Consider the following 15,602-nt stretch of genomic DNA (forward strand, 5'->3'; position numbering starts at 1 on the left):
AACGACCAACGGCAGAATATTTCCTGTAAACCTGCGTCACGATTCCGGATACCTGACGCCCCTATCAGAGTAGGAGGTCCTGTATCGCACACCCCCCAAATTTTATTGGCTGGGAACCGACGGGCCTCGACTACCTAAATTGCCCCTCCTGAGCGAATGATCAATATGTCAACTGGATCCCAGAAATTCCGCCGTCAATGCCGAAGTGCCCAGCAGAATTCACAGCGCGCCAAAGAACAACAGCAACAGGCGATTCATCGCTGCGCCAAGCAAGAAAAATGCAAAGCAACTTGGTTGATGAGGCAACAGCAACGAATCGAGCGTTACCGAGATTCCTTCCGCGGCGCGTGGCTCACACGCTTGGGCTTGGGCTTAGCCGCCCTGATCAAATTCGTATCCGCTCCCTTCCAAGGCGAACCTGTCCGCCAAGACGTCACCCGTCGGCGGCTCTTCGGCGAAGGCTTGGAAGCGCGCCAGCTACTGGCCGGCGACAGTTTCGGCCCAGTTGTGACTGAGGACAGCTCATCGACGCCCGGAATCGTGAGTGTCCTTGAGAATGACGATCCCGCTGCGATATCGGTCACCCATGTAGAAGATTCGACCAGCCTAGTTGGCACTGCCGTCACGCTACCGCTTGGCGGCATTGTCACCATCAACTCCGCTGGCGAAACGACATTCGATCCCGCCGGCAACTATCAGTTTCTAAACGATGAAGATGCGGTCAACGAAATCGTCAGCTACACCAATAATCTGGGTCAAAGCTTCGACGTGACGATCCAAATTGCGGGCGTAAACGACGACGCCACGATCGCCGGTGACTTATCCGATGAAGGCAACGAGACAACCGGCCCGCTGACGCTGGGCGGAAGCTTGACCAGCTCCGATGTCGACAACATTGACAACCAATTTATCCCCCAAACGGATGTAAACGGCACGAACGGTTACGGCACGTTTTCGTTTTCAGACACGGGCGTCTGGGGATTTGTAGCGAATGATCCGTTCGATGAGTTGGCCGCAGGCGAGGCATACACCGATGCGTTTGAGGTGGCAAGTGTCGACGGAACAAGTGCAACGGTCAGCGTAACGATCTATGGGACAAACGACGCGCCAACGATTTCCACAGCATCAGCCGACCAACTAGAAGCCGATCTGGTCGAAGACGCCCTGACCACCGCATCGGGCACGCTGAACGTCGAAGACGTGGACTTGAGCGATACGGTCACGGCCACCGTCAGCGCCGAGCCAACGGGTTTGGGTGCGGGGATGTTGACCCTCGACACCGCGAATGTAATTAGCGATACCGCAACAACGGGTGACGTCATTTGGACGTTTGACAGCGGTGGAGAATCTTTCGACCACTTGGCCCAGGGCCAAGAGCTAGAGTTGACCTACGAAATCACTGTCACCGATGACAGTGCGCCCACTCCCGCAGCCGTCACCGAAACGGTCACCGTCACCATCACCGGAGCAAATGATGCTCCAACAATCCTCGTCGCTTCAGCCGACGAACTAGAAGCCGATCTGGTCGAAGACGCCCTGACCACAGCATCGGGCACGCTGAATGTCGAAGACGTTGACGTGAGCGATACGGTCACGGCCGCCGTCAGCCTGGAGCCAACGGGTTTGGGTGCGGGAATGTTGACCCTCGACACCGCGAATGTAATTAGCGATACCGCAACAACGGGTGACGTCACTTGGACGTTTGACAGCGGTGGAGAAACTTTCGACCACTTGGCCCGGGGCCAAGAGCTAGAGTTGACCTACGAAATCACTGTCACCGATGACAGTGCGCCCACTCCCGCAGCCGTCACCGAAACGGTCACCGTCACCATCACGGGAGCAAATGACGCTCCAACAATCCTCGTTGCATTAGCCGACGAACTAGAAGCCGATCTGGTCGAAGACGCCCTGACCACCGCATCGGGCACGCTGAATGTCGAAGACGTTGACGTGAGCGATACGGTCACGGCCACCGTCAGCGCCGAGCCAACGGGTTTGGGTGCGGGGATGTTGACCCTCAACACCGCGAATGTAATTGGCGATACCGCAACAACGGGTGACGTCACTTGGACGTTTGACAGCGGTGGAGAATCTTTCGACCACTTGGCCCAGGGCCAAGAGCTAGAGTTGACCTACGAAATCACTGTCACCGATGACAGTGCGCCCACTCCCGCAGCCGTCACCGAAACGGTCACCGTCACCATCACCGGAGCAAATGATGCTCCAACAATCCTCGTCGCTTCAGCCGACGAACTAGAAGCCGATCTGGTCGAAGACGCCCTGACCACAGCATCGCGCACGTTGAACGTCAAAGACGTGGACTTGAGCGATACGGTCACGGCCGCCGTCAGCCTGGAGCCAACGGGTTTGGGTGCGGGGATGTTGACCCTCAACACCGCAAATGTAATTAGCGATACAGCAACAACGGGTGACGTCATTTGGACGTTTGACAGCGGTGGAGAATCTTTCGACCACTTGGCCCAGGGCCAAGAGCTAGAGCTGACCTACGAGATCACTGTGGACGATGGCAGCTCATCCGAAACCGCGACGGCCACGAAAATGGTGGTGATCACGATCACTGGGACCAACGATGCTCCGGTGGCGAATCCCGATTCAACGGTCACGGCGGAGAACATTCCGACGACCAGCGCAGTGGTGGCGAACGATACAGACGTGGATGACGGCACCGGACCATCTGACTTCATGGTTACGTCCGCTTCAATTGCTAGCGGCGACGGCTTTGCCGTCGCACTGACCAACTCGCTGGTCTTTTATGACCCGAGCACTTTCTACGACTACCTCGATTCGGGTGATGTCGCCACCGTTTTGATTGACTACACGATCGAAGACACCGAAGGAGCTTCAAGCAGCAGTGTTTTGACCGTTTCGGTCACGGGCGAAAATGATGCCCCCGTTCTCTCGGGCGGCACGACCGTTTCGCTGGATGAAAACGCAGCAAACGACGCGATCGCATTTGACGGACTAGTTGCCACGGACGTCGACGCGGGAGAGACGTTGGAATGGGCGATTGATTCTGGTAACGACAGTGGTGCCTTCGCCATCGATAGCAATGGCGTGATCACAGTGGCTGACTCGTCCCAACTGGACTTCGAATCCGCGCCTTCGTTTTCGCTCGTCGTCAGCGTGACGGACGGTGACGCGACTGCGACGAACACCGTCACCATCAACCTGAACGATCTCAACGAGTCGCCCACAGTCTCGGGTGGTGGTACGGTCGCAATCGACGAAAACACGGCGGATGACACCGTAGTCTTTGACGCGCTGAGCGCGGCCGATCCTGACGGCAATACGCTGACTTGGGCCATCGATTCGGGCAACGAAAGCGGAGCCTTCGCCATCGACAGCAATGGCGTGATCACCGTCGCCGATTCATCACAGCTGGACTTTGAAACCGTCGAATCCTTTACGCTAGTAATCGGCGTGACCGATGGTGGCGAACTTTCGGCCACCGACACCGTCACCATTAACCTGAATGACTTGAACGAATCACCGACGCTAGCCGGCGGCGACACTGTCTCAATCGATGAAAACACCCCAGACGCGACCGTGGTCTTCGACGCCCTAGTCGCGGACGATCCCGACGGCGACACATTGATTTGGACCATCGATTCGGGCAACGAAAGCGGAGCCTTCGCGATCGACAGCAATGGCGTGATCACCGTCGCCGATTCGTCTCAGCTGGATTTTGAAACCGTCGAATCCATTACGCTAGTAATCGGCGTGACCGATGGTGGCGAACTTTCGGCCACCGACACCGTCACCATTAACCTGAATGACTTGAACGAATCACCGACGCTAGCCGGCGGCGACACTGTCTCAATCGATGAAAACACCCCAGACGCGACCGTGGTCTTCGACGCCCTAGTCGCGGACGATCCCGACGGCGACACATTGACTTGGGCCATCGATTCGGGCGATGACAGCGGAGCGTTTGCGATCGACAGCAATGGCGTAATCACCGTCGCCGACTCGTCTCAGCTGGATTTTGAAACCGTCGAATCCTTTACGCTAGAAATCAGCGTGACTGATGGCGGCGAACTTTCGGCCACCGATACTGTCACGATCAACGTAAGTGATCTAAACGAGTCGCCAACGCTTGCCGGTGGCGACACCGTTTCGATCGACGAAAACACTCCCAACACGACCGTGGTCTTCGATGCTCTGGTCGCGGACGATCCTGACGGTGACACATTGACTTGGGCCATCGATTCGGGCAACGAAAGTGGAGCTTTTGCGATCGACAGCAATGGCGTGATCACCGTCGCCGATTCGTCTCAGCTGGATTTTGAAACCGTCGAATCCTTTACGCTAGAAACTAGCGTGACCGATGGCAGCGAATTCTCAGCCACCGACACTGTCACCATCAACCTGAATGATCTGAACGAATCGCCAACGCTTAGCGGTGGTGGTGAGGTCACGATTGACGAAAACACTCCCGACGCGACCGTGGTCTTCGACGCCCTAGTCGCGGACGATCCCGACGGCGACACATTGACTTGGGCCATCGATTCGGGAAACGAAAGCGGAGCCTTTGCGATCGACAGCAATGGCGTGATCACCGTCGCCGATTCGTCTCAGCTGGACTTTGAAACCGTCGAATCCTTTACGCTAGAAATCAGCGTGACCGATAGTGGCGAACTTTCGGCAACCGATACTGTCACGATCAACTTGAGTGACCTGAACGAATCGCCAATGCTTGCCGGTGGCGACACCGTTTCGATTGACGAAAACACTCCCGACACGACCGTAGTCTTCGACGCATTGATCGCGGACGATCCCGACGGCGATACGCTGAATTGGGCCATCGATTCGGGCAACGACAGCGGAGCGTTTGCGATCGACAGCAACGGTGTGATCACTGTCGCCGACTCGTCTCAGTTGGATTTTGAATCAGCCGAATCCTTTACGCTAGCAATCAGCGTGACCGATGGCAGCGAATTCTCAGCCACCGACACTGTCACCATCAACCTGAATGATCTGAACGAATCGCCAACGCTTGGCGGTGGTGGTGAGGTCACGATCGACGAAAACACCCCCGACGCGACCGTGGTCTTCGACGCGTTGATCGCGGATGATCCCGACGGGGATGAACTGACTTGGGCCATCGCCCCGGGCGACGACAGCGGAGCCTTTGCGATCGACAGCAATGGTGTGATCACCGTTGCCGATTCGTCTCAGCTGGATTTTGAAACCGTCGAATCCTTTACGCTAGAAATCAGCGTGACCGATGGTGGCGAACTTTCGGCCACCGATACTGTCACGATCAACTTGAGTGACCTGAACGAGTCGCCAACGCTTGCCGGTGGCGACACCGTTTCGATTGACGAAAACACTCCCGACACGACCGTGGTCTTCGACACATTGATCGCGGACGATCCCGACGGCGATACGCTGACTTGGGCCATCGATTCGGGTAACGAAAGTGGAGCCTTCGGCATCGACAGCAATGGCGTGATCACCGTCGCCGATTCGTCTCAGCTGGATTTTGAAACTGTCGAGTCGTTCACACTGATCGTGAGTGTCACTGATGGTGAGTTTGCGGTGACTGACCAAGTCATCGTTGACCTGATCGACGTCACGCCGCAATTTGTAGTGATCAATACCGACGACAACGGCGCTGGGTCACTGCGAGAAGCCATTGAACTGGCGAACTTGGAAATCGAAGATGTCACGATTCTGTTCGACATCGATGAATCAGGACCTCACGACATCGTCTTGACCTCGGCTCTGCCACAAGTTGAAAACACAGTTGCCATCTTGGGTGATTCCGATCCCGATTCGATTGGGATCGTGGGCAGTGGACTGACGGGCATCGTGGCTGGTTTGACACTGACCGCGGACGCCGTGGGATCGACTGTGATGGGTCTCTCCATCTCTGGATTTGGCGGCGACGGAATCTTGGCAGTTGGCGGCGGTGAGCACACGATTCAGGGCAACTGGATCGGGGTGGACACCGATGGCAATGCTGCTGGCAACCGATTCGGCATCCAGCTCAGCGGATCGTCTGACAATACACTTGATGGCAATGTCATCAGCGGCAACACACGCAGCGGCGTTTACATTGCCGGCAGTTCGACCACCAACTTGCTGATCAACAACTTCGTCGGCACCAATGTCACTGGGGGCCCCTCCGCAGGCAACGACGGTGCCGGCATCTTGGTCACCAGCCCTGGCAACGTGATTGGACAACCAGGTCATGGCAACACGGTTTCTGGTAACACAGGTGCGGGCGTCGTGCTTACGACCGGCTCGGACGGAACCACGTTGCAAGGCAACCGGATTGGTACCGATGCCAGCGGCGAACAGTCCGTGACCAACCTTAGCTATGGCGTGGTGGTCCGCTCTGCCGGCAACTTGATCGGTGGTGACAGCACGGCCGGCGAAGGCAACTTGATCTCGGCCAACAAACGCCAAGGAATCATCTTGTCAGGTGCCGGCGCGGCCGACAACGAAATCTACGGCAACTTGATCGGCACCAACCAAGACGGCACGCTGGCACTGGGCAACCTTTCCTACGGCATCTACGTGCTGAACAGTTCCGGCACGGTCATTGGTGATTTGGCTCCCGGATATGGCAACGTGATTTCCGGCAACAAAGGTTCCGGGGTCGCTCTGGCGGGCACCACGGACACGCAAGTGATCGGCAATCGAATCGGTACCGATGTGACCGGCAACTCGGCCGTGCCCAACCAGGCTTCGGGAGTTTTCCTGATCAAGGACGCCGTGGATTCGTTGATCGCAGACAACCAAGTCGCTGGCAACGTCCGCACGGGCGTCGCTGTCGCAGGGGCAGGATCGACCGGCAACCTGATCACATCGAACTTGATCGGCACCAACGCCGATGGATCCGCGGTGATCGGCAACGGTACCTTTGCGGTGCTCTTGGCCGCACCTGACAACACCCTCAATGGCAACGTCATTGCCGGTTCCACACGCGGGGTGGTCTTGAGCGGAGCCAGTGCCACGGGCAACACGGTTTCAAGCAATGCAATTGGCACGGACGCGTCGGGCGCAACCGATTTGGGAATGACGACGGGCATCCAGCTTGTCAAAGACGCCGCGACCAACACGATTGGTCCTGACAACTTGATCGCCAACAACGGCACCGGAGTTAGTTTCATCGCCAGCTCTGGCAACAGCAACGTCATCACGCAGAACGCGTTCATTAACAACGCCAACGTCGGCATCGCACTAACCAACGGCGCGCCGACAGCCAATGACGTCGGTGACGCAGACGAAATTCCCAATCGCGGTCAAAATCACCCGGAATTTGATTCTTCTGAGTTCGTCGCCGGTGGATTACGAGTCGTATTTGCGGTGCCCTCCGACGTGGCCAATTCGGATTACGATTTGACCATTGAGATCTACAAATCCGATGCGTTTGGCCAAGGATCTCAGTTCATCACGTCGCTCGACTATGTCACCAGCGATGCTGGCAACCCGATTACTCGAGTCATTGCCGATGAACTGGTGGGTGACCTTTCACCGGGCGACTACATTTCGGCAACCGCGACGGATGCGATGGGCAACACGTCCGAGTTTTCGGCGGCGGTGATGATTGGCGGCGTGGTCGTGGACGATGCACCAGCAACCAACAGTTCCACGGGAGCCAGGTCCAATTTGGACACCAGTGCTGACGGTCAAATCAGTCCGCAAGACATTCTGGTCGTCTTAAATGAACTGAGTGAAAACGCAGCCAACGGTGAATCGGCAGCCGCCCAATCGGGAACGATGTTGGAAGACGTCAACGGCGACGGTGCGGTGACTCCGGCCGATGCCCTGGAAGTCATCAATTGGTTGGCTGAACACGGTCACGGAAGTGCGCAGGCGGAAGCCGCTCACGTGGCATCGCTGATCGACGCCGTTTTTGCCGATGCGGACGACGACGATGAAGCCGCGTTGCTCAGCGAAGACTTGTTGTTCTAACCGTCCAGCGAAGGACACGAAACAAGCTTGCAACAGCGAGTGGCCGGATTCAATTCGGCCGCTCGTCTTTTTGTTCGCCACTCGTTTTTCACTGCGGTGTCTTTTCGTGGGCCACTCGATCTAGGCTACAAGTCGTCTGACAGCTAGGCCGCTACACTACGTGTTTCCCATTTGCTCTCGCTCGATGGATTTGCGCCTGTGTTACTTCGCCAACGACCTGGACTACTGGCCTGCTTCATTGCGTACACAATCAGCTACTTGATCCAACCAAGCCACTGTCGCGCCGAAGAATTGCTTCAGCCGAACATTGTGCTCATCCTGGTCGACGACCTAGGCTGGGCCGACTTGGGCTGTTACGGGCACGCTTGGCATCGCACGCCTCAAATCGATGCGTTGGCGGCCAGCGGGATGCGTTTCACCCAAGCGTATTCACCGGCCCCCATTTGTTCGGCATCGCGAGCCAGCATCTTGTCCGGCAAAGCAGTTGCGCGACTGGGATTTGAGTTTGTGACCAAAGACGAACCGGGCCTTCAAAAACTGGATACGCCACAACGTCTGACAGCGCCGCCGCTGACGTTGAATCTGCCGCTTGCGGAGACGACGATCGCCGAAACGCTGACGCCCCTGGGCTACCAAACCGCGTTCTTTGGCAAATGGCACGTCAGCCAGCATCACCAACGCTATCTGGGTTGGCACCCCAAGTTCGGTCCGCATGCTCAAGGGTTTGACATCGCGACGGAAGATTACGGCGATCATCCTTACGCGTGGCAGCATCCCAAGCGCAAACCGGCCAATCTGGCATCGGGCGAATTCCCCACCGATACGATGGTCCAACGCACAGCCGATTACATTCGTGGTCCACACGATCGACCATTCTTTCTGATGATGTCGTCGTTCTATGTTCACACCCCCGTCAAAAATCGATGCCGCTGGTTGGTAGATCAATACAAACACAAAATCCCCGCGGATTCGCCCAATCGCAACAAGCGTCTGGAGTACGCCGCGTTCGTCGAAACATTGGATCATCACGTCGGCACCGTCATCAGCGCGATCGACGACGCTGGATTAAAAAACAACACCCTGGTCGTGTTCATGTCCGACAATGGCGGGCATCCGGAATTTTGCGGACAAGCTCCGCTGCGAGGATCCAAATGGAATCTGTACGAAGGCGGTATTCGAGTGCCGATGATTTGTCGCTGGCCCAACCGGATCGCCGAACGTTCGGTCAGTGATACCGCGGTGATCGGATATGACTTGCTGCCGACCTTTGCCGATGCGGCGGGTAGCGATGTCGTTGCTCGAGCGGACAATCTGGATGGGCAAAGCCTGCTGCCAGTTTTTCCGTTGGGCAACCATCACTTTGACCGCAATTTGATCTGGCACTTTCCTTACTATCATCCGGAGACGACGTTCTCTAAAGCTCAAGGCTCGATCGGCATCAATGACTTTGCGGTCAGCCAAACGCGGCCACAATCTGCGCTGCGATTCGGAGATTACAAACTGCTTCATTTCGCAGAAGACGACCGCATCGAGCTGTACAACTTGAAAGACGACCAAGGCGAACAAACCGACTTGAGCCAGTCGGCGCCCACCACGGCCGCGTTGATGCGTCAAAGACTGGCATCGACACTTCAAAAGATGAACGCACGTCGAGCGAACTAGCGACTGGCAGGTTGCTTGCTTTGCCATTTCGACTTGCGTCGTGGCGGGCTCACTATTTCTCGCTTGCAAAAAGTTGTTCCGGCAATTGGCCTCCGGTACATTGCGGGCGGTGCGATTTGCTTTTGATCGCGACCGGCTGACCATTCAATCGTAAGAGGCAAACGTGTTGAATATTCCAAAGCGTGTTTCGTGCGTAGTTTCCTTGGCCGCAGTGGCGTACTTAATTGTCGCCGCACCGGTAGCGTTGTTCGCGCAAGACAAAACGGCGGATCAAAGCGTAGGCGTCCAGAACACATCTGCTCGGAACGCAGCTACTCAAACCGGCGCGACGTATCCTCTGCGAATGCAGGCCGCCACATTGGCAGAGGGCGATCCCGACGGAGTTGTCTTTACCGTCCGTGGGATCATTCAGGACGCAGACGGCCAACCGGTGCCCAATGCGACCGTGGTGCTTTGCGAAGGCAGTACGTATCGGATCAGTTCGATGAGCAGGCCGCGGCCCATCGAGACGTACTTGGACAATTACATGGTCAATGACGTCTTCGCTCGGACGACTTCTGACGCCGACGGCCGCTACGCATTTACAAACGTCGCTGCACCTGCCGTGACGCAGCACTATGCGAAATCTTGGAATTGGTCGGTCGCCGCCTGCAACTCCGACGGCGATTTTGGCTGGCGAAGAATCAAAACAGGCTACCAAGGCCCCGAAACCATCAAGCTGGATGCCGGCGTACGGTTGAAAGCATCTCAGCCGATTTCGGGAACGGCGCTGGCGGTCGATGGCCAGCCTGTTGCTGGAGCGGTCGTCTGCCTCAGTTCGCTCAATACCCCTGACTCGGACGCACCGTATCGACGGTCGTTGATGGATTTTGATGGCAACGCTAGTTCGCTGCAGTTGTTCTGCAAGACAGGAGCGGACGGGACATTTCTGTTTCCCAAGGTTCCGGTCGATCAGGTAGCGACGGTCCATGTCCGACATCCGAACCATCAGTTCAAATTGAATCACGTCGCGTCGGGCAAGTCGGAAGTCATGCAGGCGATCCCGCGTATTATGGTGCGTGGCAAAATCGTGGACGAATCGGGGGCGCCGATCGCCGGCGTGCAGTTTCGTTCTGACGGCAGTTCGGCATACACGTTGACCGATGCGAAAGGCCGGTTTGCTTGGCCGACGACCGAAGAATCGTTGATGCGGACGAGCCGCTCAAAATCCCCCGCGGATGCCGAGGCAGGATTCTTTGCGAGAGTTCCGGATTCCGACTTTGTCCGCTTGGGGGTCAATATCCCGGTCGTCGAATTGTTGGCTGGTAAAGAGCGGACAATCGTGCTGCAGAGCGGTTGTCGGGTCACGGGAAAAGTGGTTTCGCGGCAACGCAGTGAACCAGTCCAAGGAGCCACCGTGACGGCCAATTTTGTCGGTGCGAGCGATGTCTTGAATTTGGCCGCCGCGCGAACGGATCACGAAGGCAAGTTCGATTTGGTTGTACAACGCAGACCGATGGCCGTGGGCGTCAGCGGGTCCGTGCCCGGATTTAGTTTGCCGCGTTTGGATTATCGTGATGGGCTGAAGATCGAATCGGAGTTGGTCAGGCATATCGATTTGACGGGCAAGGAAGCGCTCGTGCTGGACGATTTTGTCGTCGACGCTCTCCCATCGATCGACGTGGTGATCGTCGACGAAACAGAACAGCCCGTAGAACATGCTTCGGTCACGGCGTTTTACCAAGTGCGGCAGGGCAGTCGAAATCGTTTGTCGGTCGAACGCGACCTTGCCAGCCCCGTCCTAACCGACCGGGAGGGTCACTCGCGGCTCTTGCCGACGGTCAAAACGTGGGATGCCGCCAACATCAGGGTGCGTGCCAAAATCAATGGAGCAGTCTGGTTTGGATCGAAACATCTAGCCGCATCCAAAGATCGAGCGCCCAGCGGGGATCCGCTCACAATCCAACTCAAGAACGCTTGGAAGCTAAGCGGCCGCGTCTTGATCGACAACAAGCCCGCCGAAGGCATCAATGTCGCGCTGATGCGCCGGATCGACAACGGATTGAATTCGATGGTGGCGATTACTTCCAGGTACACCGACCGTACGATTACCGATCGAAACGGCGAGTACGCGTTTGTCGCTGCCCCTGACGAAACTTACTCGGTTTCGGTGACTGGCCCCAGCAATTCAAGCGGTCGATCGGGTTCGTCGGCCATGGACCAAACCAGCGACCACGAGTACCGATTTGGCGAAATCGCACTTTCTTCGCCTGGTCAATCCAGTGGTCCGCATAGAACGATCCGCGGCCGCGTCGTCGACTTTGATGGAAACCCCATCGCCGATGCGCAAATCTCGTCGACAACGCGGACCAGAACTTCCACCACGTCGGACGCCCAAGGCAGATTTGAGCTCAAAGGGCTGGCCGCTGGCCAGGCGCGATTGCACGTGTATGTACGCGGTAGCGAGGAAAGCCAAACGTTGAATTCCACTTTCGTGAACGCCAATGCCGGTTCCAACGATTTGGCAATTCGCATGGACCGTCGACTGAATTACACGATTCCCACTCTGGAAGCCAAGCAATTCGTGAACATCGATCAGGTGCCGTTTGGAGGCGATGTAGGTGACGGGTCACTGGCTGGAAAAGTCCTTGACCAGGACGACCAGCCTATTGCCGGAGCGGTCGTTCGTATTAACGCGGTGAAACGGCGCCCGATGGGTGACGAAATCGCCGGGCAAATCGAAAGTTCGCCATCATCGTTTGAATGCGGAAAACTGGCGATCACGGACGCAAAAGGGAACTTTCAAATCCGTAACGTGTCAGCGGATTCTTTGTACGAATTGGCAGTCGGCGCGACGGGATACTTGGGAAACCAGATTCGCGATCTGGATCCCAAACAACCCCCACCCAACGTGAATTTGGCAAAGCTGCCAGCAACCCCGCCCCGACATGCCGTCGCCGCTCGTATCATCGATAAACATGGCAAAGGAATCCCGGGTGCGACCATCGAAGTCAGCCGGGTCGTCTTCATGGATGGCCGTTCGCGAAAACCCGATGCCGACATCACTTCGGCAACCGTCACCGACCAGGAAGGGAAATTCGTAGTGCGGGCGGCGACCCCGATTCGCCGGATGACTCTGAAAATCAGCGCGGGCGGTTATGCATCGTTTGCCAACACCTCTGCTTTACCAGGAAAGCCGCTGCAGGATATCCAGTTGTCCCATGGCAGCAGCTTGGCAGGACGGTTGGTCTTTGATGGCAAACCTGCAGCGGGCGTGAAGTTGGGGTTGGTTCAATCACAACGTAGCATCGGTAACATCGTGACACCCATGTCAACGACGACTGATGAGAACGGGCATTTCGGTTGGAATCACCTGACTGCCGCGACGGAATTTGCGATCTACTCCCTCATCGACCAGGACAACGCGGCAACTTTGCCGGTGACACTAGTCACGTCATCGCTGTCAAATTCGTTGACCGATTTGGGTGAAGTCCCCGCCCAAAAAGGCCACCGAGTCGCCTTGCGGTTCGTTACCGAAGACCGCAAACCGATTCCACCGCGTGCTTACTGCTACCTGTCACGAAGCAAAGCGTGGAGCTCGAGCCGAAAATCACTGCCGCAACGATTCGCCGCGACCGTGCGTTTTAATGCGGTGCCGACCGATATCATCAGAGTCTATGTGCGCGTGCCTGACTATGAAGTAGTCAACGTCGAACCCGAATGCCAGTTGGATCTCAACCGTCGCTACGCGCTGTACTCCGACCACGACCAGTCCATCACGTTTACGCTGCGGCCCGTCGCTTCGCCCTAAATCGCTCAAACTCGAGCAAATCCCAATCGAATACTGAAATTGGTGCCGACTAGCCGAAGGAAATCATCTTGAAACGCCGTTCTCTTGTGATCGTGTCCGCACTGGTTTGTCTGACCCCGGTTTTGCGACCAGCGTGCTTTGCCCAAGACACTGCAACTCAACCAGCGTCGGACTTGCTGTCTGCGACCTATTACCAGCGAATGCAATCAGCGACGTTGGCCGCGGAAGATCCTGGCGACGTTGTATTCACGATCAATGGCACGGTCCGCGATGCCGATGGCGAACCGGTTTCTCAAGCCGTCGTGGTGCTTTGTGAAGGGAGCACGTATCGGCTTTCGTCATCGATGCGTAAGCCAAATTCTTTCAACCGAACGATCGGCGACGACAAAATCTACATGGTCGACGATATGTTCGCCCGGACGACGACGGATGACGAGGGCAAGTACGAATTCCAAGCCGTCGCCGCCCCAAAGCTGGGGACTCGGTTTCACGATTCATGGAACTGGTCCGTCGCGGCCAGCAGCCCAGCGGGCGATTTCGGGTGGCAGCAGATTAAAAAGTCCTACCCTGGCCCAATTGGTATCACCAAAGAGATCGATGTCACGTTGCGACGATCCAAACCGATCACCGGCAGGATTGTTGCAGCGGACGGCAAACCGATTGACGGTGCACTGGTGTCACTCAACTCGATCGATCGCATTGTTCCCGGGAAACGGTATCTGCCATCACAAGACCGGTTCGACGGCAATGGCAGTTCGTTTAATTTGTATCAGCGAAGCGATCAGAACGGCCAATTTCGGTTCCCAGCCGTGCCTGAAAACTTGGCGATTCAATTGTTTATCCGAAAAGCCGGCCATGCTTTCAGCGGCTATCGAATCACCAGCGCTGATGTACAGAGCGAATTACCGGAAAAGTTCGTTGATGCGAGTGGGGTTCGTCTTGGTCCACTGATCACCAGCCCCGCCACCATCCGACCGATTCCGCCGAAAATCGTTCGCGGCCACGTTGTCGATGAATCCGGCCAATCGATCGCGGGATCGCAAGTTCGCATGGCAAACACTTCGACGGTCGTCACGACCGACGACCAAGGACGCTTTGAGTGGACGACCAATGAAGTGTCGCTCCGATATTCCGCAGAAAATGAGTTGCTCCGGTTCTCGCCGACGTCCGCCGCGGGCAAGTACATCCGCGATGCGACTTTTGTGTCAATCGCGGATGTGATCGCGGACGAGGAAGTCAAAGTCGTGCTTCATGCCGGCTGTGAAGTGACCGGGCGAGTCATCTGCCGACAGACCGGCAAACCGATTGCAGGTGTCGGGGTAGCAATCAATCTGGTAGGTGCCATCGACAATCATGCGCTGTTGATGGGGAGCACCGACGAACAGGGTGAATTCAAAATCATCGCTCCATTGGACAAGGTCTCGATTGGTATCAACGGCCCGGTTTCCGGATTCGCTCTGCCACACCGCCAGACGCCACGGGCTGTGGATCAAGAATCGGACTTCGTGCGGCAAGTCAACTTGGCCGGCAAAAAGACGCTGGTGCTCAAGGAGTTTGTTGTCGATGCGATGCCAAGCATCCGCGTCAAAGTCGTCGACCAAGACGATCGTCCGGTATCGGGAGCGGAGATCAAATCGTTTTACCAGCAGGCACAGGGGGCCAAGATGAACTTTGGCGCCGAACGCACGCTTTCTGCTCCCGGCGTCTCGGACAAGAACGGGATGTGTCGCTTGCTCCCGTCAGCGGGATCGTGGAACAAGGCCATTGTGCGTGCCGAAGCCGACATCGACGGAGAACGCTGGTACGGACAATCGATCGTCGACAACGCGAGAAATGATCGCGCCAAGGTCACGCTTCGACCAGGATGGAAGCTCACCGGCCGCGTCCTATCGAACGGACGACCGGCTCGCAATGTCAACGTCGTATTAATGCGACGGATGGACAACGGCACCGGCAAGGCAGCTGGGATGTTCATGTCCAAACACCTTGATGCGTCATCGACCGACAAAGACGGCGAGTACTCGTTCACGGTCGCACCAAACGCGGTCTATTCGGTGACCGCCACCAACCCATCGAACCAAAAAACCAGTCGTTCGTGGAAACTGTCCCGCCATGACGACAATGAACGCGAACACCGCTTCGACGACATCGTGTTTACGACCGCCGGTCAATGAATGCATCGAAGTTAGCGATTAAACCATCA

At 56.6% G+C, this 15,602-nt stretch carries 4 protein-coding genes; all 4 read left to right on the top strand.

Going from position 1 to position 15,602, the window contains the following annotated elements:
* Positions 1-165 precede the first annotated feature (165 nt).
* The 4 genes from K239x_RS15725 (at position 166) to K239x_RS15740 (ending at position 15,573) form a co-directional block, all read left to right on the top strand.
* A complete protein-coding gene (locus tag K239x_RS15725; RefSeq protein WP_419189012.1) occupies positions 166-7,947 on the top strand; it encodes a beta strand repeat-containing protein in 7,782 nt (2,593 codons plus the stop codon).
* A gap of 198 nt (positions 7,948-8,145) precedes the next feature.
* Positions 8,146-9,609: a sulfatase gene (locus K239x_RS15730; RefSeq protein ID WP_419189013.1), complete on the top strand. Its 1,464-nt coding sequence runs from the start codon at positions 8,146-8,148 to the stop codon at positions 9,607-9,609.
* A 166-nt stretch (positions 9,610-9,775) separates the two neighbouring features.
* Complete coding sequence (locus tag K239x_RS15735; RefSeq protein ID WP_419189014.1) at positions 9,776-13,399, top strand: carboxypeptidase regulatory-like domain-containing protein; 3,624 nt, start codon at positions 9,776-9,778, stop codon at positions 13,397-13,399.
* Between the two features lie 68 nt (positions 13,400-13,467).
* A complete protein-coding gene (locus K239x_RS15740) occupies positions 13,468-15,573 on the top strand; it encodes a carboxypeptidase-like regulatory domain-containing protein (RefSeq protein ID WP_145419200.1) in 2,106 nt (701 codons plus the stop codon).
* Positions 15,574-15,602: the final 29 nt, after the last annotated feature.

Source organism: Stieleria marina (genome assembly GCA_007741555.1).
GTDB lineage: Bacteria > Planctomycetota > Planctomycetia > Pirellulales > Pirellulaceae > K23-9.